This window comes from Janthinobacterium sp. GW458P, from assembly GCF_002127585.1.
Taxonomy (GTDB): domain Bacteria; phylum Pseudomonadota; class Gammaproteobacteria; order Burkholderiales; family Burkholderiaceae_D; genus Janthinobacterium.
Genome location: NZ_NEGZ01000029.1, coordinates 1 through 26,744, shown reverse-complemented (window position 1 = coordinate 26,744; position 26,744 = coordinate 1). Strand labels below are relative to the sequence as shown.

Below are 26,744 nucleotides of genomic sequence, written 5' to 3'. Positions count from 1 at the left end.
ACACTTGGTGTGTCCACACCGTGCGTACCGTGGGCGCCATGGGCGCTCTGTTAGCTGGCGTACCGCGCGCCGCGCGCCGCCGGCCTAGACTCAAACCATTCTCACTGCATGGGTTCGCCATGAAAGCCGCCTTGAAGACCTACCAGGCCAAGCGCAATTTCGCCGTCACGCCCGAGCCTGCGGAGGGCGGCGAGGCGGCGGGCGACGGGCTCGCCTTCGTCATCCAGAAGCACTGGGCCAGCCGCCTGCACTACGATGTTCGCCTGGAGCTGGACGGCGCCATGAAAAGCTGGGCCGTGCCGAAAGGCCCCAGCTACGACCCGCGCGACAGGCGCATGGCGGTGCAGGTGGAAGACCATCCGATTGCCTACGCCAGCTTTGAGGGCACGATCCCCGAAAAACAGTATGGCGCGGGCAAGGTCATCATCTGGGACAAGGGCACGTGGCAGCCGCAGCCGGCCACGCCGGACGCGCGCAAGGCGCTGGCGGCTGGCAACTTGAAATTCACTGTGCACGGCCACAAGATGCACGGCAACTGGGTGCTGGTGCGCATGAAGGGCAGGGGAGAAAAACAGCCGGCCTGGCTGCTGATCAAGGAAAAGGACGCGTTTGCCCGGCCGGCCGTCGAATTTTCCGTCGTCGACGAATTCCCCGACAGCGTCGCGAACAAGCCCATGCCCAGGCGCCGCAGGGCCGTGGAGCCGGCGGCGGCGCCGGCCGCCAGGCTGCCGGCCACCCTGTCGCCCCAGCTGGCCACCCTGGCTGACACTCCGCCGCCCGATGCGCAGGACTGGATCTTCGAACTGAAATTCGACGGCTACCGCATCCTGGCCCGCTGCGACGGTCATGGCGTGGCCTTGATCACGCGCAATGGCAATGACTGGACGCATAAACTGCCGAAGCTGCGGCAGGCGCTGGACGAGCTGGGACTGCCGCCGGGCTGGTATGACGGCGAAATCGTCGTCCAGGGCGCCGCCGGCCAGTCCGACTTCGGCGCCCTGCAGCGCGCCTTCGATGCGGAAACGACCAGCGAGATCGTGTATTACCTGTTCGACGTGGCGTATTTCGACGGCCATGATCTGCGGGGCCAGCCCGTCGAGGCGCGCCGGGCGCTGCTGGAGCAGCTGCTGCAGCGCTTGCCGGCCTCGCCGCTGGTGCGCTTCAGCGCGGCGCTCGATGCTGCGCCGCAGCAACTGCTGGCCCACGCTTGCCGGCTGGGGTTCGAAGGCGTGATCGGCAAGCGCCGCGGTTCACCCTACGTCACGCGGCGATCCGGCGACTGGATCAAGCTCAAATGCGGGCTGCGCCAGGAATTCGTCATCGGCGGCTACACGGCGCCGCAGGGCGCGCGCGTCGGCATAGGCTCGCTGCTGCTGGGCGTGTACGATGATGAGGGGCGGCTGCGCTACGCGGGCAACGTGGGCAGCGGCTTTGACGACGCGGTCCTGCGCGACTTGCGCCGCCGCCTCGATGCGCTGGCCGTCGCGGCGAGCCCGTTCGCGGGCAAGGCGGGCGGCGTGCGCCAGCCTATCTGGGTCCGGCCGCAGCTGGTGGCCGAAGTGAGCTTTGCGCAATGGACCAGCGGCGGCGCCGTGCGCCATGCCGTGTTTCACGGCTTGCGCCAGGACAAACAGCCGGCCGCCATCGTGCGCGAGCGGGCGCAGCGCATCGACAGGGAGAAGAACATGCACAGCAATGCCACGCGGGACAGCGTCCTGCCGTCCCGTTTCAAGGTCAGCCATGCGGACCGCGTGATCGACCAGGACAGCGGCGCGACGAAGATCGACCTGGTGCGCTACTACGCGCTGGTGGGCAAGCTGATGCTCGTGCATCTGCGCGGCCGGCCCGTGTCGCTGGTGCGCGCGCCGGCCGGCGTGGGCGGAGAATTGTTTTTCCAGAAGCATGCGGATACCTCGGCCATGCCAGGCGTGCGACAGCTCGATCCCCGCCTCGACCCGGACCATGCACCCATGCTGGAAGTTGCCACCATGCAAGGCTTGTTGTCGGCGGCGCAGTGGAACGTGGTGGAATTCCACACGCAGAATGCGCTGGCCCGCGCCTATGACACGCCGAACCGCCTGGTGTTCGACCTGGATCCGGGCAAGGGCGTGGCCTGGCCCGCCATCCGCGAGGCGGCCGTGCTGCTGCGCGCCTTCCTGACGGAGCTGGGCTTGCCCGCCTGGCTGAAAACGAGCGGCGGCAAGGGCTTGCACGTGGTCGTGCCGATACGTCCGCAATACGGCTGGGATACGGTCAAGGCGTTTGCGCAAGCCATCGTGGCGCACATGGCGCAGCTCATTCCCCAGCGTTTCGTGCTGAAAAGCGGACCGGCCAACCGGGTCGGCAAGATTTTCATCGATTACCTGCGCAACGGACGGGGCGCCACCACCGTGTGCGCATGGTCGGCCCGCACGCGCTCGGGGCTGGGCATTTCCGTGCCGCTGGCCTGGGAGGAGCTCGACAAGCTGAAGGCGGGCGACCACTGGACCGTGAGCAACGTCCATAGCCGCCTCGACGTGGGAAATGCGCCGTGGGACGGCTATGCGCGCAGCGCCAGGGGCTTGGACGGGGCCATGAAAAAGCTCGGCTTCAGTCCGCCGGCTTGAACGGCAGCACCGTGCGCGCCATCTGCAGCGCCTCGTCGATGGCCGCGTTGAGCAGGGAAATCTCGACGGGCTTGGTCAGATAGCGGAAAAAGCCCGCGGCCAGGCCGTGGCGGATGTCGCCCTTCATGGCGTTGGCCGTCAGCGCGATGACGGGAATGTGCGCCGTGCGGGGATCGTTGCGCAGGATGCGCTGCGCCTGGTTGCCGTTCATGCCGGGCAGATTGATATCCATCAAGATGACGTCGGGCCGGCGTTCCAGCGCCAGTGCGATGCCGTGGCGCGCATCGGTGGCCGAGATCATGCGCAGGTGGGGCAGGAAGCTGACGATGTCTTCCACCAGCCGCAGGCTGGCCGGATTGTCTTCCACGTACAGCAGCAGGGCCTGGCCGCCCGCATCGTCGCCGGCGTCGTCGCCGGACTCGGCCAGGTCTTCCGTTTCCGCCAGCAGGCTGGGCGGCAGCGGGGCCATGGTGTCGAGTTCGATCCAGAACACGCTGCCCACGCCGACGCAGCTGTGCACGCCCATGCCGCCGCCCATCAGCTCGACGAGGCGCTTGGTGACGACCAGGCCGATGCCCGTGCCTTCCTCGCTGCCCGCTTCCTGTCCCAGGCGGTTAAACGGCTGGAACAGTTCGGCCATCTGCGCGTCATCCAGGCCCTTGCCCGTGTCGCGGATGGCGATGCGCACGCGCTGCGGGTCCGGCTGCGAGATTTCCAGCTCCACCTTGCCGGCCGGGCGGTTGTACTTGATGGCGTTCGACAGCAGGTTCAGCAGTACTTGCTTGAGGCGCGTATGGTCGGCCCGCACCGTCAGCTGCTCGCACGTCGAAAAGACCATGTCGATCTTGCGCTGCTGCGCCTGCTCCTCCACCATCACGCGCACTTCCTCGACCAGCGCGGGCAGCGCCACCGGCTCGATCGACAGGCTCAGGCTGCCCGATTCGATCTTCGCCAGGTCGAGGATTTCATTGATCAGCGTCAACAGGTGGCGGCCCGAAGTAACGATGTTTTGCACGAAGGCGCGCTTTTGCACGACAGTCGCGGGCAGCGATTCGTTGGCCAGCAGCTGGGCAAAGCCGAGGATGGCGTTGAGCGGCGTGCGCAATTCGTGCGACATGCTGGTGAGAAAACGGTCCTTGGCCTGGCTGGCCCGCTCCAGTTCGATTTTCTGTTCGTTGAGCGTGCGTTCGATGCGCTTGCGCTCCGTGATGTCGCGGATGGCCGACGACACCAGCACGCCTTCCTCCGTTTCCAGCGGCGACAGGCTGATTTCGACGGGAAACTCGGTACCGTCGCGGCGCAAGCCGTACAGTTCCAGGCCGGCGCCCATGGAGCGGGCGCGCGGGGCGGCCGAAAAGCTCTGGCGGTGATGCGGGTGGTCGGCCGCGTAGCGCGCGGGGATCAGCACTTCGACGTTTTTGCCCAGCAGTTCGGCGCGCGTATAGCCGAACAGGCGCTCCGTCTGCGAGTTGATCAGCACGATCTCGCCATCGCCGTTGACGATGACGATGGCGTCCGGCGCCGATTCGAGCAGGCCGCGAAACTTCTGTTCGGCGCGGCGGCGGTCGCTGACGTCGCGGATGGCGCTGATGACAAAGGAGCCGATTTCCGTTTGGATGGGCGACAGGCTGATTTCCACGGGGAATTCGACGTCATCCTTGCGCAAGCCCAGCAGTTCCAGGTCCGCCCCCATGGTGCGCGTGCGCGGCTGGTCGAAATAGCGCGAGCGGTGGCCCACATGCGCATGGCGGAAGCGCTGCGGCAGCAGGGCGTCGATCTGCTTGCCGCTCAATTCGCCTTCCGCGTAGCCGAACAGGCGCTCCGCCTGCAGGTTGGCCAGCACGATGGCGCCCGTGGCGTTGACCATGATGACGCTGTCGGGCGTCGATTCGAACAGCACGCGGTAGCGCGCATCGACGAACTGGGCGTCGCGCAGGGCCTTGAGCAAGGTCGTGTCCTTCATGGTGGAAATCAGGTAACCGGGGCCATCCTGGCCCATGCTCACGCGCTTGCACGTGACGTCGACATAGATGAACTCGCCATCCTTGCGCCGACGCAGCGATTCGTGGTCGCAACTGCCTTGCAGGGCCAGCCGGTTTTCAATGGCCTGGTCCGCCTCGGCCTGTCCCGGCAGTGAAATCAGTTCCCACAGGTTGCGGCCGATGGCTTCGTCGTCCGTATAGCCGAAGATGCGCTGCGCGCCCATGGTCCAGCGCACGACGGCATGGTCCGCAGTCGTGACGACGACGCCGCCGGGGGCTTCGCTGAGGATAAGCTGATCTAACTCAATATCCATTTTTCCCGCATGCCAGACAGTGCTTGCCGGGTGGCAGGCCGTGTGCATAACGTAGCGAGAAGCTTGACTAAAGTCAATGCATTTATGAAAGCGTTGTGCATGCAGCAGGGGTGTCTCAGGCGAGCTTGCGCCTGCCCGTGCCGGCCTTGCGCGGCGCGGCCCTGGCGCCGCCTTTGCCGGCCTTGCCCAGGCTTTGCTGCAGCAGGGCGACGAGGTCGATCACATTGCTGCCGCGTTCTTCTTCCGGCGCGGGCGCGGCAGCAGTGATGGTCTTGGTCTGCCTCGCCTTGATCTTCTTCTTGACCAGCGCCAGTACGTCTTCGCGGTAGCTGTCGTGGTATTGCTCCGGTTCCCACGCTTCGCTCATGCCTTCGACGAGGGACAGGGCCATCTTGAGTTCCTTGTCGGAAATACCGGCCCCCTTCATGGTGCTTGCGGGCAAGTCCAGGTCATCCGTGGTGCGGATTTCATCGGCATAGCGCAGGGTGTTGAGCACGATGGCGTCGCCGACGCAGACGAGCGCGCACAAATGCTGCTTGGTGCGCATGACTACGGTGGCGATACCCACCTTGTCCGCCCGGCGCAGGGTTTCGCGCAGCAGCGCATAGACTTTCTCGCCGCCCTTGGCGGGCAGCACATAATACGGGTGTTCATAAAAGGTCAGCGGCACCTCCGCCGCATCGACAAAGGTCAATATGGCTATGGTTTGCGTGGCCTTCACGTTCGCCTGGCGCAAGTCTTCATCGGACAGCACCACGTATTCATCCGTCTTGTATTCATAGCCCTTGATGATGTCGTCCCACCCGACTTCCTTGCCCGTCTGCTTGTTGTAGCGCTTGTAGCCGATGGGCGCGAAGTCGCGCCGGTCCAGCATGGACAAATCCAGCTCATGGTCGAGGCTGGCCGAAATCAGCTCGACGGGGATGTGCACGAGGCCGAAGCTGATGGCGCCTTTCCACAGTGCGCGCGCCATCGCTTACGCTCCCACGCTGCCGGTGACGGGCAGGACGATGCCCGTGATGTAGCTGGAACAGGCGGGCGCGGCTAAAAAGACGTAGGCGGGCGACAGTTCCTCGGGCTGGGCCGGACGGCGCATGTCCGTGTCGGCGCCGAACTGCGCGATTTCCTCGGGCGTTTTGTCGGCCGGATTGAGCGGCGTCCAGACGGGCCCGGGCGCGATGGCGTTCACGCGGATGCCCTTGTCGAGCAGGTTGCCGGCCAGCGCCATGGTAAACGCGTGGATGGCGCCCTTGGTGGTGGAATAGTCGAGCAAGTGCTTCGACCCCTGCAAACCCGTCACCGAACCCGTGTTGATGATGGCCGCGCCCCGCTGCAAGTGGGGCAGCACGGCCTTGGCCATGTGGAAATAGCCGTAGACATTGGTTTTCATGGTGAGGTCGAAGCGTTCCTCGCTCAGGTCGAGCAGCGATGCGGCGTGTTCCTGGAAGGCGGCGTTGTTGACCAGCACGTCGATATGGCTGAACCTGTCCATCACCTGGCTGACGGCCTGCTGGCAAAAGCCCGGTTCGCGCACGTCGCCGGCAATCAACAGGCAGCTCTGGCCTTCCGCCTCCACGTAGCGCCTGGTTTCGTTGGCGTCCGCGTGTTCGTTCAGGTAAATGATGGCGACGTCGGCCCCTTCGCGCGCGTACAGCACGGCCACGGCGCGGCCGATGCCCGAATCGCCGCCCGTGATGACGGCCACCATGCCGGCCAGCTTGCCGCTGCCGCAATAGTCGGGCGCCAGGAAGCGCGGTTTCAGCTGCATCTGCCCCTCGACGCCGGGCTTGTCCAGGTGCTGGGCGGGCAGGGGTGTGCCGGGCTGGCTGCGGCTACCCGTCTGCACGGGCTGTTTGCTCTCCCGCCTGGCGGCGCCGGCCGCGTCGCGGCCATCCTGCTCCTGCTGGACGGTGCGCTGCAAGTTACCGGCGGTTTGATCCTTGTTCTCGTTGCTCATGCTGGCCTCCCTGATGCTGGCCTCCAGTATCGGCGGCGCACGCGCGCCTTACGGTGCGCTCGCTAACAGAGTGCCGCAAACATGGCGGCGGTAATTTTTCCTACAGGAAAGATGTACCGAGCGTGGCGGGCTGGCATTGTCATTGAGGCAATGCCTGTCGCGCCCCCCTGTCAGCCGGCCCCGTCGCATGATAGGCTTCGGTTTTCAGATTTCAGGATCACTCATGCTGCTTTGGCTCAGGCAATACCGGCGTCCTCTGCTGGCCGGGGATATCACCGCCGGTATCGTTGTCGCCATGATGATGGTGCCGCAAGGCATGGCCTACGCGCTGGTGGCCGGCTTGCCGCCCGTGGTGGGCATCTACGCCAGCATCTTGCCGCCCGTGCTGTACGCCTTATTCGGCAGCAGCATGACGCAGTCGGTAGGCCCCATGGCCATCGTTTCCCTGATGACGGCCGCGGCCCTGGCGCCGCTGGCCGACGCCGGCTCCTCGCTGTACATCGTGCTGGCAGCCCAGCTGGCCTTCATCAGCGGCCTCGTTTTGCTGCTGTGCGGCGTGCTGCGGCTGGGCTTCATGGCCAGCTTTTTGTCGCGTCCCGTGATCAGCGGCTTCAGCAACGGCGCCGCGATATTGATCATCTGGGGCCAGATCACGCCCCTGCTGGGCGCAACGCTACCCCACTGGCACACGCCCAGCCTCGTGCTGGGGCTGTCTGGCCTGCTGTTCCTGTGGCTGGCCAGGCGCTACGCGTCGCGCCTGCTGCAGCGCTGCGGCCTGAACAAGGTGGCGGCCGACGTGGGCGCGCGCCTGGCGCCGATGGCGCTGGTGCTGGCCGGCATCGCACTGGTCTCTTATTGTGGCCTGGAAGCGATGGGCGTGCAGACGACGGGCCATGTGCCCAGCGGCTTGCCCGGGCTGAACCTGGCCACCTCCAGCGCCCATTGGCGCACCTTGCTGTCGCCGGCGCTCCTCATCGCCTTCATCATCTTTTTGATGAGCATGTCCGCCGCCCAGACCCTGGCGCAAAAACGCGGCGAAAAACTGCATACGAACCGCGAACTGCTGGGACTGGGCGCGGCCAACGTGGCCAGCGCGCTGTCGGGCGGCTTTCCCGTCACGGGGTCGATTTCGCGCTCGGCCGTCAATTTCCAGGCCGGCGCGCACACGCCGCTGGCCAGCATCATCACGGCGGGACTGCTGGCGCTGGCGCTGGTGGCGCCCACGGGCTGGCTGGCACTGCTGCCGCTGCCCGTGCTGGCGGCCACCATCATCTTTGCCGTGTCCAGCCTGCTGGATTGGGATACCTTGAAACTGTCGTGGCGCTATGACCGCAGCGATGCGCTGGCCCTGCTGGCGACGACGGCCGGCGTGCTGGTGCTGGGCGTGGAAGCGGGCGTGGTGATCGGCGTGCTGCTGTCGATGGGGACGCTGATCTGGCGCGCCAGCCGCCCGCATATCGCCGTGCTGGGCCGCATTCCGAACAGCGAGCACTTCCGCAACGTGGAGCGCTATGAAGCGCAAACCTTGCCCGACGTCCTGCTGCTGCGCATCGATGCGGGCCTGTTCTTCGGCAACGTCGAAGCCGTCACGGAGCGCGTGGAAGACGAGCTGCGGGGGCACCCGACGGCGCGCCACCTGGTGCTGGTCTTGTCGGCAGTCAATCAGATCGACAGTACGGCCTTGCTGGGCTTGATCGAGCTCAACAGCACACTGGCCAAGCGCGGCATCAGCCTGAACCTGGCTGAAGTGAAGGGGCCCGTGATGGACCGCCTGCGCCAGAGCAGTTTATTGAAGGACCTGAGCGGCAAGCTTTACCTGAGCACGGCGCTGGCGATGAACGATTTGAGCGGGAGCACAACATGACGATGGCATTGAACCTGCATGGCGAGGCGCGTGCCGTTGACAGTATCCTTGCGCTGGAACAAATGCTGCAGGAAGCGCGCGCCCTGGCCCAGTGCGCGCTGTGGCTGACCCTGGCGGCCGATGCGGAGCAGGGCCCGGCCCTGTGCATGCTGCGCAATGGCGGCAACGCCTGGCTGATGTATCTGTCGGGGCAGGATGACCTGAGTTTTCATTCGCTGGGCGACGACGAGGCCGAGGGCGTTTGCAGCTACCTGCTGGCGAACGGCCAGGTGGATGAATATCCGGAAAGCTGGTGCGTGGACGTGGAACACTGCCAGCATGCCTTTGCCGACTTTTTCAGGACGGGCGGCGCGCGGCCGCCCGCCATCGCCTGGGAGGCGGATTGACATGGCGCAAACCATCATCGCCGACATCGACCGGGACTTGCTCGCCGCGCTCGATGCCAGGGCAGGTTTGCATGCTCTGCGCGCCATCCTGCTGCGCTACCACGCCAGCGGCGTGACGGCCGCGCAAGTGACCGCCTTGCTGCAGGAACTGCGCGCGTCCGTGCGGGACGGCGCGCAGGAGGAGGCGCGGGAAGACGCGATACTGGACGCCCTCGACATGGTGACGGGCTGGTGCGCGCCGCAGCTGCGGGTATGGGACGAGGCAGGGGGAAACCGTGCATCCTGAAAAGTTCAAGCAGGTGCTGGGCCTGCCGTCCGCCGAGCGCCATGCCTACCTTGTGCGCAAGGTGGCCGACACGCAAGAAGTGTGGGGCTTGTACCACGACGGCTGGGCCACGGCGCACGCCCATGGCAAGGTGGCGATACCGTTCTGGCCGGAGGCGGCGTTTGCGCAGGCCTGCGCCAGCGGCGGGTGGGAACTTTTCCAGCCGCGCGCCATCGCGCTCGGCGAATTGTTGACCCGGTGGCTGCCCGGCATGGCGATCAATGGCCAGCTGGCGTCCGTGTTTCCCGCGCCGCAAGGAGCGGGCGCCATCGCGGCGCCGGCCGATTTACTGAGGGATTTGCAACGTGAGGCAGAACAATATGAGTGAAGACAAGGATCGCCTGGACGCCTGGTACGACGGCTCGGCCATCTGCCTGATCGCCGTGGGCGCCCACGGCGATCCGCTGGACCTGGGCGACGAGGAAGTGCGCGCCCTGATCGCCAAACTGCAGCAATGCCTGGCAGAGTCGGAGGCAGGCGCGGTGCCTGACTGAAGGTTCAGGCGGGCGTCAACTCCTTTTCCATCGCCACGCTGGCCAGGCTGATGCCGCTCGGGTGCGCATACGCTTCCGCGCGCAAGGCAACAAAACCTGCGGCCCGGTAAAACGGCTCCGCATTGAGCGACGCGGACAGGTGCAGGCGCACTATGCCGCGCCCGCGCGCCAGCTGCTCCAGCGCCGCCAGCAGGCGCTTGCCGATACCGAGTCCCGCGTGGGCGGGATCGACGAACACGGCATCGACTTCCTGCTTGTCCGCATCGAGCATGGCATAGCCGGCAATGGCCCCGTCCTGCATGGCGACGATGCCGCCACCGGCAGCCAGCATGGCCGCATACGATGCCGGCACGGGCGTAGCCGTCCAGACAGCAATTTGCTCCGGCGCATAATGCGTGGCGCAGCTGACGCGCACGGCCACCGTGCGCAGGGCCCACAGGGCATCGATATCGTCGGGCAGGGCGGGGCGCAGGGTGATGGGCATGGCGGCTTTCCGGGCAAAAGGAGCATGCTAGCGCAACGGCTTGCACGGCGCCAGCATGAGCTTGTCAATTGTCACTGCGCCGGCTTGTCCGGATCGATGTAGTACGAGCCCGGCGGCGCACCCGGCACCTTCACCCGGAACTTCAGGCCGGACAGCAGCTTGTCCCACAAGGCGATGGCCTCTTCGTCGGTCAGCGACGCGGCTTCGGCGGCGCCGACCATGTTGTGGGCGACTTTGGTGTACATGGATGCTTCCAATACCGCTGGATAGGCGATATCGCGCGGCGTACCGACCAGCGTCCATTCAAAATCATGCACGCCATCGGTACGCCGTATCAACGATTCCTCGCCATGCCAATGCTGCACGTCACGCTTGCCTTCGCGTAGCAGAGTACGAGGAGGGTAGTTCTTGCCTTGCTGGTCTTTTGCTTCCTGAATACGAGCAAGTAATGATAATTTCCCGCGTACTTTTGCATCATATTCGGCAGGAGGATAGTCACCGTAGGCATTTTTATTTGATGTGATGGAAAAAGTCACGTCTGGAAAGCTGGGGAAATACAGGCCTGCATCTGCCATTTCCTGACTATCATATTTGTTGTCGGTCATGAAACCATTTTTGACGCAATAGCCAGGTTCCTTGGGAACTTCATTTTCATCGCGCAGACGTAAGTTATTAGCGCGAACCATTTGATTTTCTATGGAATCTGCTATTGTTTCACCTTTTCGTGTTGATCCGTTAAGAATGAATATATGGTTTCCTTTTGTGATGTAGGTTTTGAAGATTAAACGCCCACCTTCTTTGGAGAATTCTCCATCATAGTATTGAAGTTGCCAGCTATTTTCTATTGGACCTTTTCCATTGTAGGTAATTTCAGAGGTTGGGTCATCTTTTTTTATTTTTTCAATTTCTTCTGCTATGCGTTCGTTTTTTTCTGTTATTCCGCCTGGTATGGTCTTGATTTCCGAAAGAATTGTTGTCCCTCCTGATATGAGTTGTGCTTCTTGCGGAACCTCTAGGGCATAGCGCCCGAAGCATACTATTTTTGTTTTTAAAAATAGTGTCTCCAGGCGTTTGCTGATTTTGAAATTTTCAGGCATTATGATCTCCTTGGCTAAATTTTTTTTCGCGTAGGCGGATAGGAATACCATCGCAATAACCGTAATCGTGAGGAAAATTGTTTTCTCTATCTTATTGTTCATGGCTTACTCCCATTTTGCCGTCTTGGCAATTTGTACGATGGAATACAGCATGGATGCCATTACATTTGTATCTGCGTAGCTGTTCTGGTGTTCATAACCGTTCGCTTCCGCCGTGCCATGTACGAAAAGTGTGCCTGTGATATGCTGGGCAGAACGGTCTGACGGCACCGTTCCATCACCGCGTGCATTAGCTGCTTGTAGCCTTAACTTTAAGAATTTATCTCCGGCCTGGACGAGGAGTTGTCCCTTTGCATCATCTTCAAGTAACTTCCATTTTTCAGGTAACGGCTCGAATTTATTCCACGGATCATTTGAGCCACTATGAAGACCTTCAATTAATTTAAATACGACATCGCCGTAACTTAAAAAATTTCGGGAAGCGCAATAGCTTGCATAAGTCTTTGGGTGGAATTTTTTTCTATGGACGATAGAAATTTTGAAGCGGATGTTATTCTCTCCATTGTTCTTTCTATACCCCCACCTTTTTCATAAGGAAGGTCTGCGGGGTTTACCCATTTTGGATTGATTAGCCTCCACCACGCATTGGCGGGTTGAAGGTAAATGCTTTCCAGTGCAGTGGCCTTATCGCGTGGCCAGCTCCATAAAACTTTATCCTGTGCATCTACAATTTTCAGCCAATTCTGGCCATATGCCGCACCTGGCAACATTTCCAGTGGCGCCGGTGCATTGGCCAGAATGGCGGTAGCATGTACACCATTGATTCCCAGAATTTTGGCCTCTATTTCGGCAATGGAACCTTCTCTTTCCTGAAAGCCAAAACGCATGCGTTTATACGCTCCTGCGGCGCCAATGGTCGGCATCACGTTGTGATAAATACCGAGGATTTTTACATCCTTATCGCCAAGCATGTTTCCATAGCAGGGGTGTATCAACGCCCTGGCCAGCAAACCACCCATGCTGTGCGTGACGAGAATGACTTCGTTACATTTGAATCCGCGTTGCTGGTAGCCTTTGACTAGGCCGCGTATCCTCTCTGCAATGGTGATAGCAGATTCACCATTGCTCTTTATAAAGTTGTAGCCCATCGCGTGCACTGGATACCAACAGGGCGAAATTTTCTTCAAGTCGTTGACATTAATGGCCTTGCCAGATGACGCACCGAAAGTTGTTGGGTCTTGCATTAGCATGGCACCAAGGCCACTTGTCCTGCGCCAGAACGGATGTACTTCTCCGTTGGAAATCATATTGTTTAGATGCTGTTCTGTGGTGCGCAACATGGTTCCGTATGCGCCGTCGAAAAGCACCTCACTCCACCCGCGCCAGCGTGCTATTTGAGCGGGACTTTGACGGGCGCGTGCTTGAGCTTGCAATGGTCCCGTTCCTGGAGATACTCCATAGGATCCAATCAAGGGTGGGATGGGGAAAAGACTATCGGGCACATTTTGATGCCGCGCATCCGCGGCTTTGGTTTCCGCACCATCTGGATCGAAGCGGCTATTGCTCTCGGTATAGTGGTAATACTCGACTTCGGTTTCTGTGGGATCGAACACCAATTGACGCTGCCGTGGCGACGCATCTTTGAACCAGCCCCCCAGGCCATTGCTTGTGAGGACAGCGGCCTTGCCTCCCGCACCCATCATATCGTCTGGCCGCCAAGCCCGATTGTCTGGACGGCGCAATTCTTCTTGGCGAACCTTGCTCATCCGTAGATTGCTCCCCATCACGCCTGGCAGGAAAATGACAGGAATGACTTTGCCTGGCGGCACGGTGACATCGTGTCGCGCGGTATCTCTCGTTTCCGTCATCGAAACGGCGAGTTCCGCCCATCCTCCCACGCCCTGACTAAATTTTGCAGGATGATTGCCGCGCTTATTCAAGTCATCACATTTGCTCATGGCAGTTCTCCCTTATAGCGAATGATGTAGCTGGCGATGCTGGCAAACATGCTGTCGCCGCTGGCGAGTGAAATATGCTTGCCGGTGCTGAGCGCCACATGCTCGCTGGCGGCCAGGTGGATGGACTGGGCCGTGCTCAGTTCGATGCTTGCCGGGCTGGCCAGCAGCAAATGTGGTTCGGACAGCTCCGGGAAATCGCCTGCGGCGGAGCCTTGTTGTCCGGTGCTATCCTGAGCGCCAGCATCACTTGGCCTCGAGAGTGATATATGCGTCGTCGGAAAGAAATTTGGCCTCTGAAGGAAAACTGGTTTCAGCAGATGCGGCTCTTGTGCGGCAAAGTCGGAAGGTCGGGTGGTACACAAGGTGAGCATGAAGGCTTCCCGGACAAAAGTACGATGACTGCATTCGGCTAGTTATGCTGATGCCACGCTTACCTGGCCGTCACTGCGCCGGCTTGTCCGGATCGATGTAGTACGAGCCCGGCGGCGCACCCGGCACCTTCACTCGGAACTTCAGGCCGGACAGCAGCTTGTCCCACAAGGCGATGGCCTCTTCGTCGGTCAGCGACGCGGCTTCGGCGGCGCCGACCATGTTGTGGGCGACTTTGGTGTACATATGCGCCTCCAGCACAGATGGATACGCGACATCGCGTGGTTTGCCGACCAGGGCCCATTCAAAATCGTGCACGCCATCTGTTCGTCGTATCAGCGATTCCTCTCCCTGCCAATGTTGCACTTGTCGTTTGCCTTCACGCAGCAAGGTACGACTGGGATAGTTCTTGCCTTGAATCTTCTTTGCGTCTTGTATGCGACTGAGTAGTGATAGTTCTCCACGCAACCTTGATTCAAATTCTTTCGGCGGGTAGTCGCCGTATGCGTCCTTATTTGAACTGATGGAGAAAGTTACATCTGGCAAGCTGGGTAAATAAATACCTACGTCGTCTATTTCTTGATATTTATATTGATTTTCAATCATGAATCCATGTTCTACGCAAAGGCCTGGCTCGACCGGAATTTCTTCCGTAGCACGCAAGCGCAGACTCTTTGCTTGAAGGAATTGTCTTTCCGTAGTTGCCATTTCGGTGTCGCCATCACCTATTGCATCGCCTATGGCAAATATAAAATCCCCTTTATTTATTAAAGTTCGGTAAATTGTAAAATTAGCTTCTTTGGCTGAGCTGCTATTGTAGTATCGAATTTGCCAGCTGTTTTCTATTGGGCCATTGCCATTGTAAATAATTTCAGGGGATAAGTTAAGGGATTTTATTCTTTTTAGATCAATTTCTGCCTGGTGTTTTAAATTTTCCGGGCCGCCTTTAAATAGATCTACTGCTGAATTGCCGATTATTAATTCTGCTTCGCTTGGTAGGATTATCAGGTATCTTCCAAAGCATATTTTTTTTGTGTTTTGGAATAGGGCATCTATTTTTCTTCCTTGGATTCTATTTTTGCTCATTTTTCTTGCCTCATGTATTTTGTGTGGTTTAATTTCATTTGCCTTTGCTTGTATTAAAAAAAATGAAATTAGGAGCATGAAGAATTTTTTATGATTAGGCATGTTCATTCCCATTTTGCTGTTTTTGCAATTTGCACAATTGAATAAAGCATAGATGCCAGGACATGTGGATGAGTATAGCTATTTTGATGTTCGTACCCGGTTCCAGATTTCTCTCCGTGGATAAATTTATTTCCAGGTATATGTCTTGCTGAACGATCCGACGGAACGGTTTCATCGCCAGCAGAATTTGCGTGTTGTAATTTCAGCTTCAAAATACGTGTTCCTGCTTGCACAGTGAGGTTGCCTTTTGCGTCGTCAGTCAGTAGCCTCCACTTGTTGGGTGGAGGAGTAATATTTTCCGGGTTAGATGAGTTTCTAATTTCTAAGCCTTCAATAACTTTGAAAGTAATTTCACCATAGCTTAGGAACTCCTTTGATGCACAATAGCTTGCGTATGTATTTGGATGAAAAATTTTATCTATTTCCTTCAACAGAATGGAAGCATCTTTCAATCGTTGCATGACATTGTCGATACCTCCTCCTTTGTTGAGCGGAATATTTGCAGGATTCACCCACGAGGGATTGATTAGCCTCCACCAAGCATTCGCAGGTTGCAGGTAAATACTTTCCAGCGCACTGTCCTTACCTCGTGGCCAACTCCAGAGTAATCTATCACTTGCGTCAACAACCTTGAGCCACTCTTGACCATATGCCATACCAGGCAACATCTCTAGAGGTGCTGGCGTGTTTGCGAGAATCGCCGTCGCGTGTTCGCCGTCAACGCCAATAACTTGGGCTGCGAGAGTATTTAATGGACCACTTTTTTCCTGAAAACCGAAACGCATGCGTTTGTATGCACTGGCGGCCCCCAGGGCAGGCATCACGTTATGGTATATTCCAAGTATTTTTACAGCCTTATCATTAAGCATATTTCCATATCTAGGATGTATTAAGGCTCTGGCGAGTAATCCTCCCATGCTGTGCGTGACGAGAATTACCTCGTTGCATTTGAAGCCGCACCCCTGATAGCCTATTACTATGCCGCGTATTCGTTCGGCAATAACAGCGGCAGAAATGCCATTGCTCTGTAGGAAGTTATATCCCAGCGCATGAACCGGATACCAACATGGAGCAATTTTTAGCATGTCGGAATTTTCAATTGCTGTTCCGGAAGGGCCGCCAAATTCTTTTGGATTTTTTATCAAAAGCTTGGCAACAGACGGATAGGCTTGTTGACCATATGAGTATCTGCCGGTGGATTGATCGGACGGGTCAATTTTCCAATGAGGCAAAATTTGTCCTTTTTTTGTTATGTTATTCATGAAGAATTCTGTTTTTTGAAGCATTTCGCCATAGGCGCCGGCGAATAGAACTTCGCTCCATCCACGCCACCGTGCAATATGTGCTGGAGTTTCACGCATCTCACGAGGGATGAATCTTCCCGACACTCCAGGTCTTTGAATCGCATCTATCTGTGCATTTTTTTTGGGACTAACAGAAATCAGTGGGGGAACTCCAAGAAAATCATCGGGAACGTTGTTGTGACGTACATCGGATCCTTTGGTGACGTCTCCACCCGGAAAGAAACGTTCATTTTCAATTGAGTATTGATAGTACTCAACTTCAGTTTCGTTCGGATCAAAAGCTAATTGTCGATCTCTGGGCGATGCACTCCTGAACCAACCACCCAAACCGCTACCGGTTGCAACTGCCAAATTTCCTGATTTGTCGACCATATCATCAGGCCTCCACGATCTGTTATCCGGTCGTTTCAGGTAATCTTGACGTTTTTTTGTCATTCTTAAGTTGCTACCCATAACTCCAGGTAGAAATATGATAGGAATTATTTTCTTGGGTGGAATGGTTACATCATGTCGGATGGTATCGTTTATTTCTGTCATATTGACTGTGTACTCAGCCCATCCGCCAACACTCTGTCGAAATTCGCCTTGGTGATTGCCGTGTTCATTCAGATCCGTCTCGTCACTCATGAAAGTTCTCCCTTGTAGCGTATTGTGTAGCTATCCATGCCGTCACCTTTTTGTACTGGGGTGCATCCGTCACCGCTACTCTTTTCACTGATTCTGTGGCCATCTTCGCGTATTAACTCAAAAGCTATATCCGGGGCGGGTGTACCATCGACGTGCAATAAGCGGACGGCCTGGTCAAAACGAGCTACTGGCCGTTCATTGAATTCCTGCGACACGCTCTTCGGCGCCAGGGTTTCCAGGTTGCCGTTGAAGAGCACGGGGGAGGAGGTGAAGAACTGCACCTTGTCGCTGATTTCCAGCATGTGGTTGGCGCCGTGCAGGCGTACGCCTTTCTTGCCCTTGATGTTGACCCAGTCCGCTTCGCTGATCAGCGACAGCACTTTCCGGGCGAGGATTTCCACCTCGTCGTTCTGGGCCTCGATGGCTACCTTGCCGCTGGCCGCGATCAGTTTCATGCCGGCCTTGTGCACGAACAGGCTGAAGGTTTTGGCGATGCTGGCAAACATGCTGTCGCCGCTGGCGACTGAAATATGCTTGCTGCTGGTGAGCGCCACATGCTCGCTGGCGGCCAGGTGGATGGACTGGGCCGTGCTCAGTTCGATGCCGGCCGGGCTGGCCAGCACCAGATGCGGTTCGGACAGTTCCGGGAAATCGCCGCCGCTGCCCTTGATGGCGGCGTTTTGCCGCTGGATGGCGTCGGCCACGGCGCCTTGCTGTGCGGTACTGTCCTGCGCGCCTGCGTCGACGGCCATGCCGGCCAGTCCCTCGTGCAGTTGGCGTGCCTGCGCCAGGCGGGACTGCGTTTCGTCGAGCTGTTTGATCGGAGCGGCGCCTGCCGGTGTTTCTGTGGTGATCAGCATGCCTTTGGCGGCGCGCAGGGCGCCCCAGGCGTTGCTGGCCAATTCAAAACCCGCGCCGCGCGCTTCCTTGCGGCCGGCGTTGTCGTCGATGCGCGTGATGTTGCCCAATGACAGCCGGCTGTCCTGGTGCTCGCTGCGCAGCTGTGCCTGGATCGCGTCCTTGGTATCGTCGAGTACCAGGTGGTTGGCGCTGCGCGCGCCCAGTTCGCGGCTGCGCACGCCGGACAGCGCGCGCTGCTGCGGCAATTGCCACGGCGGCGGATTGGCGCTGTTGTAGACCACGCCGATGACGATGGGGTGGTCGATATTGCCATCCTGAAATTGCACGACCACTTCCTGGCCCACGCGCGGCAAGGCGATCTGTCCCATTTGCGGACCCGCCATGGGCATCATGACCCTTATCCATGGCGAGCTGCGTTCATTGAATTCCCCCAGGCGATCCCAGTGAAATTGCAGGCGGATGCGTCCCAGGGCGTCGGTATGGATCTCTTCCCCGGCCGGTCCGACCACCAGTGCCGTCTGCACGCCGGCAACGATGCAGGGCGTGCTGTTGTAGCCGCGCCCGGGGCGCCAGCGGATGTCCCGCCGCACGCAGGTCATGGTGTTGACGTAGTGCGAAGGCGCGCTGGGGCCTGCCTGATAGTTATTGCTGGCGCTATGCTCGACCGACAGGATCAGGTATTCGCGTTCGGCAATATTGTCCGGGCGCTCCTGGCCAGGCTGACAGCGCTTTTCCTCGGCGCTGAAATGGCCGTCGAGACGGAAACAAAGGCCGGGCTGCGCGCCACGGTGATTGCCTGCCGCCTCGAAATACTGGCGCAGATGGTCGCTTTCTTCCATGCGGCGTTGTGCCAGCGATTCCCCATCGTCGACATTCTTGTAGCCGTAGGCGCCCGTGTTTTCGTACAGCTCGTGGGCAAAGACGTCGCCCTGGCGATTCAGCGAGTAGCCGCTGGCAAGGCGTGGCTGCGGATTCTTATAGTCGAAACTGGCCAAGGTCAGCTGCCCGGAGCCGAGCCGGCGCACGGCTTGCCATTGTTGCAGGCCGTCGTCTTCCAGGGAACCCGACTCGGAGTGGAAACGCATGGCGCCGTCGCCGGATGCCGTGGCGAGCGTGTCGGCCAGGGTGCTGTTGTCGGCGAGCCATAAGGTGTGGCCATCGGCACGGTGTTCGTACCAGTAATGCCAGCCGAGGGCTTCCCAGCGCCGGTGCAGGTGGTTGTAGTCGGTTTCATTGTGCTGGTTGGCGCAGGTGATCTGCGGATCGTCGCCATGGATGCTGGTTTTCCAGTCGCGCTGCCCGTAGTGCGCAAACGTGGTTTCGGTCAGCTGCATGACGCTTTGGCCATGAAAGGACACGTTGTCCTGGCGCAGCCGGGCAAAGGCCAGCCACGGTTGCAGCACCATCCGGTACCAGGCGAAGCCGCCGTCGGCGCGCAGCAGGCAAAATTCGCCCACATAGCCATTAAAATGGCGCAGCGTGCCGTCGCCGCGCACCATCGAGACGGTCACCATGCGGCCCATCATGGCCTTGAGCGCGATGTGCGCGTCGTCCGACAGCAGTTCGGCTTCGAAACGGAAATCGCGCGACACCTCTTCCCTGGCGGACAGCGAATTGACCAGCAGGATGGCGCCATCCGGTCCATCGTCATGGGGGAAGTCGATTTGCAGCAGGCGCCGCTCTTGCGCGGCGAGGTCGAAGACCGATAGCGCCGCCGGTATGCTTGCATGCATGGCCTGCCTCCGTTATAACGATGTGATCAGGTGGGCGCCGCAGGCGGTGGAGTCGCCGTCATAGGCGTACGGCTTGCCCATGTGCTTTGCGCCGGCGCCGTCCGGCGTGATGGGAAAGCTGCCCTTGCATTTGGGGCAGAAAGTCATGTCGTCGGCCAGCGCCGCCGGCTTCCCCATCACGGTGCTGCCCGACGATGCGCTGGTGACCTTGCCGCCGTGATCGGTTGCGTCTCCGAGCCGGATGACGCCGCGTCCCGCATGTTTCATGCTTGCCTCACTTTCCAGGGATAAACTGCTCAAGCCGGTTGCAGCAAATAACGGACCTGCGCGCCGCGTACCTTGCCTTGTGGCGTAGTCAGGAAGGTCGTCCAGCCCAGGCGCCGCCTGTCTGAAGGGCTGGCGCTCAGGAGCAGGGGGCGGATGCATGGCGGGCTCAGTATCAGCCGCACTTCATATTGCAAGTCTGGTACGCCAAACAGCGCCAGCATCTTTGCCAGTGCCGCCGCGCCCGCGCTGCGCGACAGGAAGCGTTGCAGACCGGCGGGATCCAGCGGGCCGATATGCAGGCAGACGCGCATGTCGTGGCGCCAAAGCCGCAAGCCCAGGGTTGCGCCGCGCGCCAGGGTGAAGTTGGCACTGCCCAGCAGGCTGCGCCGGTTTTTTTCCAGATAGTCCCAGCCACCGACAAATTGTTGCAGGGAGACTGGTACGCCGCAGTACTCGGCCAGCACGGGGGCAATCGCCTGAGCCGAAACGGGGCGGCAGCGCAGCAGGCCCGCGTACCAGGCCGCGACGTCCTGCGTCACGGCGCCAGCTTCGCCGTTCGATGGCAGCGCATCGGACCGTACGCCAGCCAGTGCTGTCAGCAACGGTAGTTGCACATCTTTTGCATGGGTCTCGCGTGCCGACTCGAGGCGATATTTTTCCCATGCCTGGCAATACAGCGAGACCATGCGGTGTGAAAAGATGTCGAGGAAGGCCGAGACGCCGGCGTCCTTGCTCGACAAAAGGTAGGCGGCGATGCGCTCCGAGTGGTGCAAGGGCAAGGTGCTGCCAGCGCCCAGAAAACGCATGAACGCCGGTACCAGGCTCACCTGTTCGCTTTCATCAAGCGCAAGCCGTTCGATTTCGCTGGCTGGAAAAGTCAAGGACAGGCTGTTCTTGAAGCGCAACACCTGGCTGAACGCTTGTGTATGGTTCACGTTCTGGCTGCGTAGCCAGCACAGCAGAATACGCACCGCCTGCACGAACTGATAGCGGTATGGCTCGGCGAGCAAGTGCAGCATTACACCAGATTCTGCAGTCCGCTTCTTGGTTTGCATCGGATCAGCTCCTCTCCGCTTTGCAGTGACAGCACCACCAGTTCGATGAAGCTGTTGATTTGCACATACAGGCCAAGGAAGTGGTCGATCACCTGCACAAACAGATGCATGCCGCTGCCGATAAAGGCTTCTTCGTCCAGCGTGATGCGCACTTCCACGCCATGCGCCAGCGAGGTGCCGCGCTTGTGCCGCAGCCATGTCGTGGTGGGCGAGTGCGCCAGCGCGACGATGCCGTTGATCTGGCGCTGCGAGGTGGCCGATTGGGACAAGTCGTAGAGCGTCAGCATTTCGCGCAGCGCCGGCAGGCCTTCCTGGACCAGCGCATGATGATTCAGCGCCAGGTGTGAAATCAGGCGCCAGTGCAGGCCCGCGCCTGGGGAAAAACGTCGCGGCTGGCTGGGGCGGCGCAGCATGAGTAGTGCGGGTCCGCCTGCGCATGGCTGCAGGTCTCCCTGCGGCTGGCCGTATCTGAGTGACAGCGGGAGATCGCGGTTACTGCATGTCAGCGACAGCGACAAGCTGGCCTTTTCATGGATCAGGGGGTGGAAGTCGCCGTCGATCAGCGTGATTTTCTTTTCGTGACCAGGACTGCTGATGGCCAAAGCCGTATCGTGGCGCATGACCCAGTAATGGCCTTGTTGCGCCGCACCCTCGCCATGGCGCAGGCTGTACAGGGGGCGAAATTCGGTCAGCGTGCTCTCGCCGCCGCGTTGACGCAGCAAACGCACCGCATCGACGGAGACGACTTCGTACCCATACGCATGGGTAGCATGGGCCAGCACGGAGTAATCGGTTTTCTGCCGGGTGACGGCGATCGGCACGCCTTCCTGGCGGAAGAGATTGACCGCCGGACTGCAGCCCAGCCTCAAGTTGTCGCTGGATATGCTGGACAACATGCGCGCCGCAGCGGAATCGGGGCGCAAGCCGGCCATGCACAGATGCAGGGTAAAGCGCTGGCAGCCAGGCGGCAAGGCGGCACCCAGTGCCGCGATATCGATGTCAAAGAAATTGAATTTTTCCGGATAGGCAAAATACTCGCTCAGGATGCGGTAGGCCGGCTGCGAACGGGCTGCAAAAGGTATCAAGGCATCCGTGTCGGCGAAGCCGACTGGCGTCAAGGGCACGGCGGGCAAGGCCATCCACTGCGTCGTGTCGATGGACACAAAAGCGCAGATGGCATGCATGAACAAGGCATCGCGCAATGCGGCGGAAAAAGAAGCTTCGCCATCGATGAAAACGCGCAGGGACGCGGGCGCCGCATCGAGATGCCGAATGCCGATGTTCAGCGAGGAGCTGGCCGATGCCGGCAGGCGCACGCCCGGCGGCGGCTTGACCATCGCATCGAAAACGGCGCTGTCCAGTACCGATGCTCCGGTCGTTATGTCGTAGACCGTCTTGAAGCGGCAGCGCACGCCGCGCACGGGCGCTGTATCCATTTCACTGCCGGCCGGCAGGTGCGATACGCCAGCTTGCGCCGCCGGTGCGCACTGACGGACGATGGCGCACGATGGAAAGGGACGCAGATAATGCGGAAACAGGGCTTCAAACAGGGCTTCGGTAAATTGCGGATAGTCGTCATCGAGCCGTTTCGAGATGCGTGCCGCCAGCATGGCCACCGATTCGATCAAATGTTCCACGTGCGGATCTTCGCAAGACTCGCCGGACATATGTAATTTGCCGGCGATTCTCGGATAGCGTTCAGCAAATTCACGGCAATGTCGCCGCAGCATCACCAGTTCGCGTTCGAAATATGGCAGCAAGTCCTCCATCTCTCTTTCCCTGTGTCTTTGCAGCGGAATGGCCAGTATCCGAGCGTTTGCTCCAAGGTAAATTGCGTTTGCGCAAATAATTGAACAGGGTTGCTGCGCAACATCAAGAACGTTCAAACTGACAACATCAGACTGGCAAGGCAGCAAGATTCCAACGCTCAATATGGAGAACGCTATGACTTTGCCATCCAAGTTACTTTGGTCCGAAGGTCTGGCCATCGGCCCCCAGCAATTTCAGCAACTGGACCGCTATCATGAAGCCCGCCTGCAACGTCTGGCCTCATTGATGAATCCCCATTTATGGGGCGTGCATGGCGTCAGCTGGAATGCCGATGCACTGGCCCACAATAGCCTGCGGGCGGACGCCATGTCGCTCGTTTTTCAGGATGGGGAAATATTTGACGCTCCGCTTGGCGATATATTGCCCAGCGCAGTGGACTTGTCCAAGCTGCCGTCCAGCGAACACAGTTTCACCTTCTATGCCGCGCTGCCCGCGCTGCAGGTCCATGGCGGCAATGTGAGCGCGGCAGGGGCGCGCTATGTCCAGGCGGATATCGAAACGCCGGATCTGTACAGCGAGGCAGTCAGCATAGACGTGGCTTACCTGAAAAAACGCGTGTATCTGCTGTCCCAGCTGGACCCTCTGAATGATTACCTTGCCATCCCGGTGATCCGTTTGTACCGCGCTGGCAACGGCGGTTTTGAAATCGATGCCTCCTTCATGCCGCCTGGCCTGACCGTCAGTGCCGATTCCTCGCTGCAGCAAAGGCTCGATTCGCTGATCGACCGCATGGGCGCGAAAATTGAGGCGCTGTACGGCCGCCACCGTCAGCCCGGTAAAAGCACGGTTGAATTTCATGGCGGGGATATTGCGTCTTTCTGGATGCTCCATACGTTGAGCACGGCCGGCGCGACGCTCAGTCATTGCGCCAGTTACCGGCGCCACCATCCCGTGTATTTGTTTGAAAAGTTGATGGCGCTGGCTGGCGGCTTGATGACCTTTTCTAAAAAATACACCTTGAGCGATCTGCCCGCATATCGCCACGAAGACCCCGCTCCTGGTTTCGGCAAGCTTGAGGGCATCATCCGTGATTTGATCGATACGGTGCTGCTGTCACGCTACTTCCAGATAGGCTTGTCCAATGATGAACAAAAAAATACCCACTATTATGGTTTGCTTGAGGCAACGCGTATCGACCGCCAAACCGAACTCTGCCTCGCGGTGAATGCGGACATGCCAGCGCTGGAACTGGTCGCCACGGTACCGTTGCAATTCAAGATTTCATCACCCGATAATATAGAACTGCTGCTGGCCCGGGCATTGCCCGGTGCCGAACTGCGTCACATGGCGCAGGTTCCTGCTGAAGTACCGGTGCGGCCCAATACTTATTATTTTTCTATCGATAACCGGGGAAGCATGTACGACACCATGATCAAGGCGCAAGCGATTGCGATTTACGTGCCTTCCGGCATTAAGGGTTTGAAACTGGAGCTATTCGGCATCAGTGGGTCCGCGGACACCTGAACGCGCACATGGCACCGGCATGGCTGGCCACGGGCAGTCAAGCCGTGCTGCATTGGAAAATGATTGCTCCAAAGCATGGACTTGTCCCTCCTGTTGACGTTATCATGTTTTTGTAAATGTCGGTGGCTGAGTATTCAGTCCATGGGTAAAACATGGTGACAGGCGAGGACGAGCATGGGCATGGCGAGTGATGCGTGAGGTGCCGGGCGGCTGGCAGGGCAGGGCAGCGGTGCGCTGCTGCTGCGCATTGCTGCTGGCGTTCGGCGTTGCCGCCGCTCCTGCCGCCGCTCCTGCCGCCGTGCCGGCTGCCGCGCCGCTGCACGGCCAGCGCGTGCTGTTTCTCAACGCTTACGATTACGGCCGCGCCGGCGTGGAATCGTACACGCGCACCTACGTGGCCGCCATGACAGCCGCCGGCCTGGCCAGCGAGGATGTCATGGTCGAGCACCTGAACCTGAACACCCAGGGCGACCCCGCGCAGCGGGGCGAGATGCGTGATTTGTTGCTTTTAAGATACACCAAGATAATGGGCCGCAAGGCCGACCTGATCGTCGCCATGCAGCAGCCGGCGCTCGATTATCTGCTGTCGGACCTGGCGCCGCTGGCGCGCGGCGTGCCCGTGCTGGCGATCAATACCTCGGGCCAGGCCTTGCCGCCCGGCAGTCCGCCCGCCATCTGGCAGCAAAAGGCGAATGTCGATTTTCCCGGCACCCTGGCGCAGGCGATGGCGCTGTTTCCCGATACTAAGACCATCGTCATGGCCGTGGGGGCCAGCGAGGCCGACCAGGCCCTCAAGCGCAGCATGCAGCAGGCGGCCCAGGCGTGGCAGGGTAAAGTTACCATGGAGTATCTTGACGGCCTGACGCTGGCGCAGATGCGCGCGGCCGTCGCGCACCTGCCGGCCGACAGCGTGCTGGTGGCGGGCAATGTCAACCGCGACGCGGCCGGCGCCATCGCCACGCCCGTGCAGTTTGCCGGGGAACTGGCGCGGCTGGCGAACGTGCCCGCCTTCGGCATGTACAACACGAACGTGGGCAAGGGCATCCTGGGCGGCTCCCTCCTGCACATCGAGCGGGCTGCGCAGCAGGTGGCGCAGATGTCGCTGGAGTTGCTGGCTGGCAAGGCGCCCGCCGCGCCCGGGGCCTTGCTGCCGCCCGCGCGTCCCGTGCCCATGTATGACTGGCAGCAGGTGCGGCGCTGGGATGCCGACATCGGCCGGCTGCCGCCGCACACCCTGTTCGTGAACCGTCCGCCCGAATTGTGGCATGAGCACCGCGTGGCCGTGCTGTCGGCGGGCGCCGTGTTTCTCGCCATGGCGGGCTTGCTCAGCGCCTTGCTGCTGCAACGCCGCCGCCTGCGCCGCGCCGAGAGCGAGGCGCGCGAAAGCGAGCAGCGCTTCCGCATCCTCGTCGAGCATGCGCCCGAAGCCATCGTCGTGTATGACCTGGACCTGGACCGCTTTGTCGACGCCAACAGCAGTGCGCAGAGCATGCTGGGACTGTCGCGCGAAGCGCTGCTGGCGCGCGGGCCGTTCGACCTGTACAGCGGCGAGCAGCCCGACGGCCTGCCGCTGGGACTGATGATGGAAGAGCATTTGCGCCGCGCCATGCTGGGCGAACCCATCCTTGTTGAGCGCAATGTGCGGCGCGCCGACGGCAGCACCTTTCCCTGCGAAGTACGGCTGGTCAGGCTGCCCATGGAAGGGCGGCGCCTGGTGCGCAGCGGCATCGTCGACATTTCCGAGCGCAAGCACAGCGAACAGGAGCTGCTCGGCTACCGCGACCACCTGGAAGAACTGGTGCAGCAGCGCACGGCGGCCCTGTCCGTCGCCGTCACCGAGGCGGAATCGGCGAACCGGGCGAAAAGCGTGTTCCTGGCCAACATGAGCCATGAATTGCGCACGCCCTTGAATTCCGTGATCGGCTTTTCGCAGATGATGGCCGATTCGAGCAGCATGTTCGAGGAAGAAAAGCATAACCTGGCCATCATCAACCGCGCCGGCCACCATCTGCTGACCTTGATCAACGACATCCTGGAATTGTCGAAGATCGAGGCGGGCCGCATGCAGCTGCAGACGGGGCCCGTGGATTTGCGCGGCCTGCTCGACGAGGTGGTCGAGATGGTGCGCATGCGCTCGGGCGACAGGGGCATCGCCTTGCGGCTCGAGTGCTCGGGCGTGCCGCCGCTGGTGCGCCTCGACGGCGCCAAGCTGCGCCAGGTGCTGCTCAATTTGCTGTCGAACGCGCTCAAGTTCATTGAGCAGGGCAGCGTGACCCTGTCGCTGGCGTGCCAGGCGCAAGACGATGGGCAGGTGGCGCTGGCGTTCGCCGTGCGCGACACGGGCAGCGGCATCGCGGAAGAGGACCTGGAGCGCATTTTCGAGCCTTTCGTGCAGGCCGACAGCGCCGTGGCGCAGGCCGGCACGGGACTGGGCCTGACCATTTCGCGCGAGTTCGTGCGCCTGATGGACGGCGAACTGCGCGTCGAATCGGCGCTGGGCGCCGGCTCCGTGTTCCGCTTCGACCTGCGCGCGCCGTGCGTGCTGCGCCCCGCCGCCGCGCCGCAGGCGCCGGGCCGGG

21 protein-coding genes are annotated in these 26,744 nt (G+C 60.2%); 8 read left to right on the top strand and 13 right to left on the bottom strand.

Annotation, left to right across the window (positions count from 1 at the left end):
* Positions 1-119 precede the first annotated feature (119 nt).
* Positions 120-2,606 carry a DNA ligase D gene (gene ligD, locus CBW50_RS16765; protein ID WP_086146616.1) on the top strand — a complete coding sequence of 829 codons (2,487 nt, stop codon included), beginning with the start codon at positions 120-122 and terminating at the stop codon, positions 2,604-2,606.
* On the opposite strand, the gene CBW50_RS16760 is transcribed toward ligD, so the two are convergent.
* The 3 genes from CBW50_RS16760 to CBW50_RS16750 form a co-directional block, all read right to left on the bottom strand.
* On the bottom strand, positions 2,590-4,902 hold the full coding sequence (locus tag CBW50_RS16760; RefSeq protein WP_086146615.1) for a PAS domain S-box protein: 2,313 nt from the start codon (positions 4,900-4,902) through the stop codon (positions 2,590-2,592). The two genes, ligD and CBW50_RS16760, sit on opposite strands and share 17 nt — an antisense overlap.
* Before the next feature lie 115 nt (positions 4,903-5,017).
* Entirely contained in the window at positions 5,018-5,875 is an 858-nt protein-coding gene (locus CBW50_RS16755) for a Ku protein (RefSeq protein WP_086146614.1), read from the bottom strand.
* A 3-nt stretch (positions 5,876-5,878) separates the two neighbouring features.
* A complete protein-coding gene (locus CBW50_RS16750; RefSeq protein ID WP_086146613.1) occupies positions 5,879-6,859 on the bottom strand; it encodes an SDR family oxidoreductase in 981 nt (326 codons plus the stop codon).
* 223 nt (positions 6,860-7,082) lie between these two features.
* Here CBW50_RS16750 and CBW50_RS16745 point away from each other — a divergent pair, with 223 nt between their 5' ends.
* The 5 genes from CBW50_RS16745 to CBW50_RS29420 are packed head-to-tail and all read left to right on the top strand — an operon-like array spanning position 7,083 to position 9,928.
* A complete protein-coding gene (locus CBW50_RS16745) occupies positions 7,083-8,723 on the top strand; it encodes a SulP family inorganic anion transporter (RefSeq protein ID WP_086146612.1) in 1,641 nt (546 codons plus the stop codon).
* Positions 8,720-9,109 carry an Imm1 family immunity protein gene (locus CBW50_RS16740; RefSeq protein WP_086146611.1) on the top strand — a complete coding sequence of 130 codons (390 nt, stop codon included), beginning with the start codon at positions 8,720-8,722 and terminating at the stop codon, positions 9,107-9,109. Before CBW50_RS16745 ends, CBW50_RS16740 begins: the two co-directional genes overlap by 4 nt.
* 1 nt (position 9,110) lies before the next feature.
* Positions 9,111-9,395 (top strand): hypothetical protein, encoded by a 285-nt coding sequence (locus CBW50_RS16735; protein ID WP_086146610.1) that lies wholly within the window; start codon positions 9,111-9,113, stop codon positions 9,393-9,395.
* Positions 9,385-9,762 (top strand): DUF2750 domain-containing protein, encoded by a 378-nt coding sequence (locus CBW50_RS16730; protein ID WP_086146609.1) that lies wholly within the window; start codon positions 9,385-9,387, stop codon positions 9,760-9,762. Before CBW50_RS16735 ends, CBW50_RS16730 begins: the two co-directional genes overlap by 11 nt.
* Positions 9,755-9,928 (top strand): hypothetical protein, encoded by a 174-nt coding sequence (locus CBW50_RS29420; protein ID WP_157792284.1) that lies wholly within the window; start codon positions 9,755-9,757, stop codon positions 9,926-9,928. Before CBW50_RS16730 ends, CBW50_RS29420 begins: the two co-directional genes overlap by 8 nt.
* A 4-nt stretch (positions 9,929-9,932) precedes the next feature.
* On the opposite strand, the gene CBW50_RS16725 is transcribed toward CBW50_RS29420, so the two are convergent.
* From CBW50_RS16725 to tssF, 10 genes are all read right to left on the bottom strand, one after another.
* On the bottom strand, positions 9,933-10,412 hold the full coding sequence (locus CBW50_RS16725; RefSeq protein ID WP_086146608.1) for a GNAT family N-acetyltransferase: 480 nt from the start codon (positions 10,410-10,412) through the stop codon (positions 9,933-9,935).
* Positions 10,413-10,483: 71 nt separating this feature from the next.
* Entirely contained in the window at positions 10,484-11,611 is a 1,128-nt protein-coding gene (locus CBW50_RS29415) for a T6SS immunity protein Tli4 family protein (protein ID WP_226935901.1), read from the bottom strand.
* Positions 11,612-11,973: 362 nt separating this feature from the next.
* Positions 11,974-13,467: a triacylglycerol lipase gene (locus tag CBW50_RS16715; protein WP_226935903.1), complete on the bottom strand. Its 1,494-nt coding sequence runs from the start codon at positions 13,465-13,467 to the stop codon at positions 11,974-11,976.
* Positions 13,464-13,838 (bottom strand): DUF2345 domain-containing protein, encoded by a 375-nt coding sequence (locus CBW50_RS16710; protein WP_086146607.1) that lies wholly within the window; start codon positions 13,836-13,838, stop codon positions 13,464-13,466. The genes CBW50_RS16715 and CBW50_RS16710 overlap by 4 nt, the downstream gene beginning before the upstream one ends.
* Before the next feature lie 70 nt (positions 13,839-13,908).
* Positions 13,909-15,024: a T6SS immunity protein Tli4 family protein gene (locus CBW50_RS29985; protein WP_226935905.1), complete on the bottom strand. Its 1,116-nt coding sequence runs from the start codon at positions 15,022-15,024 to the stop codon at positions 13,909-13,911.
* 2 nt (positions 15,025-15,026) lie between these two features.
* Positions 15,027-16,955 (bottom strand): triacylglycerol lipase, encoded by a 1,929-nt coding sequence (locus CBW50_RS16700; protein WP_086146606.1) that lies wholly within the window; start codon positions 16,953-16,955, stop codon positions 15,027-15,029.
* Positions 16,952-19,549 carry a type VI secretion system Vgr family protein gene (locus tag CBW50_RS16695; RefSeq protein ID WP_086146605.1) on the bottom strand — a complete coding sequence of 866 codons (2,598 nt, stop codon included), beginning with the start codon at positions 19,547-19,549 and terminating at the stop codon, positions 16,952-16,954. Before CBW50_RS16695 ends, CBW50_RS16700 begins: the two co-directional genes overlap by 4 nt.
* Positions 19,550-19,561: 12 nt before the next feature.
* Entirely contained in the window at positions 19,562-19,816 is a 255-nt protein-coding gene (locus CBW50_RS16690; protein ID WP_086146604.1) for a PAAR domain-containing protein, read from the bottom strand.
* 29 nt (positions 19,817-19,845) lie between these two features.
* On the bottom strand, positions 19,846-20,835 hold the full coding sequence (gene tssG, locus CBW50_RS16685) for a type VI secretion system baseplate subunit TssG (protein WP_172404794.1): 990 nt from the start codon (positions 20,833-20,835) through the stop codon (positions 19,846-19,848).
* On the bottom strand, positions 20,835-22,640 hold the full coding sequence (gene tssF / locus CBW50_RS16680; protein ID WP_086146602.1) for a type VI secretion system baseplate subunit TssF: 1,806 nt from the start codon (positions 22,638-22,640) through the stop codon (positions 20,835-20,837). The genes tssG and tssF overlap by 1 nt, the downstream gene beginning before the upstream one ends.
* 175 nt (positions 22,641-22,815) lie before the next feature.
* Between tssF and tssK the strand changes: the two genes are divergently transcribed.
* Together tssK and CBW50_RS28970 are read left to right on the top strand one after the other, a co-directional pair.
* On the top strand, positions 22,816-24,165 hold the full coding sequence (tssK, locus tag CBW50_RS16675; RefSeq protein ID WP_086146601.1) for a type VI secretion system baseplate subunit TssK: 1,350 nt from the start codon (positions 22,816-22,818) through the stop codon (positions 24,163-24,165).
* A gap of 190 nt (positions 24,166-24,355) precedes the next feature.
* On the top strand, positions 24,356-26,744 hold a 2,389-nt coding region (locus CBW50_RS28970; RefSeq protein WP_172404793.1), incomplete at its 3' end, for a PAS domain-containing hybrid sensor histidine kinase/response regulator.

Bases quoted from the DNA above. Each gene is read 5' to 3' on its own strand.
- CBW50_RS16715 (WP_226935903.1), bottom strand. From the start codon at position 13,467: ATGAGCAAATGTGATGACTTGAATAAGCGCGGCAATCATCCTGCAAAA.
- CBW50_RS29985 (WP_226935905.1), bottom strand. From the start codon at position 15,024: ATGCCTAATCATAAAAAATTCTTCATGCTCCTAATTTCATTTTTTTTA.
- CBW50_RS29415 (WP_226935901.1), bottom strand. From the start codon at position 11,611: ATGAACAATAAGATAGAGAAAACAATTTTCCTCACGATTACGGTTATT.
- CBW50_RS16745 (WP_086146612.1), top strand. From the start codon at position 7,083: ATGCTGCTTTGGCTCAGGCAATACCGGCGTCCTCTGCTGGCCGGGGAT.
- tssG (WP_172404794.1), bottom strand. From the start codon at position 20,835: ATGCTGCACTTGCTCGCCGAGCCATACCGCTATCAGTTCGTGCAGGCG.
- CBW50_RS16695 (WP_086146605.1), bottom strand. From the start codon at position 19,549: ATGCATGCAAGCATACCGGCGGCGCTATCGGTCTTCGACCTCGCCGCG.
- CBW50_RS16690 (WP_086146604.1), bottom strand. From the start codon at position 19,816: ATGAAACATGCGGGACGCGGCGTCATCCGGCTCGGAGACGCAACCGAT.
- CBW50_RS16735 (WP_086146610.1), top strand. From the start codon at position 9,111: ATGGCGCAAACCATCATCGCCGACATCGACCGGGACTTGCTCGCCGCG.
- CBW50_RS16750 (WP_086146613.1), bottom strand. From the start codon at position 6,859: ATGAGCAACGAGAACAAGGATCAAACCGCCGGTAACTTGCAGCGCACC.
- CBW50_RS29420 (WP_157792284.1), top strand. From the start codon at position 9,755: ATGAGTGAAGACAAGGATCGCCTGGACGCCTGGTACGACGGCTCGGCC.
- CBW50_RS16725 (WP_086146608.1), bottom strand. From the start codon at position 10,412: ATGCCCATCACCCTGCGCCCCGCCCTGCCCGACGATATCGATGCCCTG.
- tssF (WP_086146602.1), bottom strand. From the start codon at position 22,640: ATGGAGGACTTGCTGCCATATTTCGAACGCGAACTGGTGATGCTGCGG.
- ligD (WP_086146616.1), top strand. From the start codon at position 120: ATGAAAGCCGCCTTGAAGACCTACCAGGCCAAGCGCAATTTCGCCGTC.
- CBW50_RS16700 (WP_086146606.1), bottom strand. From the start codon at position 16,955: ATGAGTGACGAGACGGATCTGAATGAACACGGCAATCACCAAGGCGAA.
- CBW50_RS16710 (WP_086146607.1), bottom strand. From the start codon at position 13,838: ATGCTCACCTTGTGTACCACCCGACCTTCCGACTTTGCCGCACAAGAG.
- CBW50_RS16740 (WP_086146611.1), top strand. From the start codon at position 8,720: ATGACGATGGCATTGAACCTGCATGGCGAGGCGCGTGCCGTTGACAGT.
- CBW50_RS16755 (WP_086146614.1), bottom strand. From the start codon at position 5,875: ATGGCGCGCGCACTGTGGAAAGGCGCCATCAGCTTCGGCCTCGTGCAC.
- CBW50_RS16760 (WP_086146615.1), bottom strand. From the start codon at position 4,902: ATGGATATTGAGTTAGATCAGCTTATCCTCAGCGAAGCCCCCGGCGGC.
- tssK (WP_086146601.1), top strand. From the start codon at position 22,816: ATGACTTTGCCATCCAAGTTACTTTGGTCCGAAGGTCTGGCCATCGGC.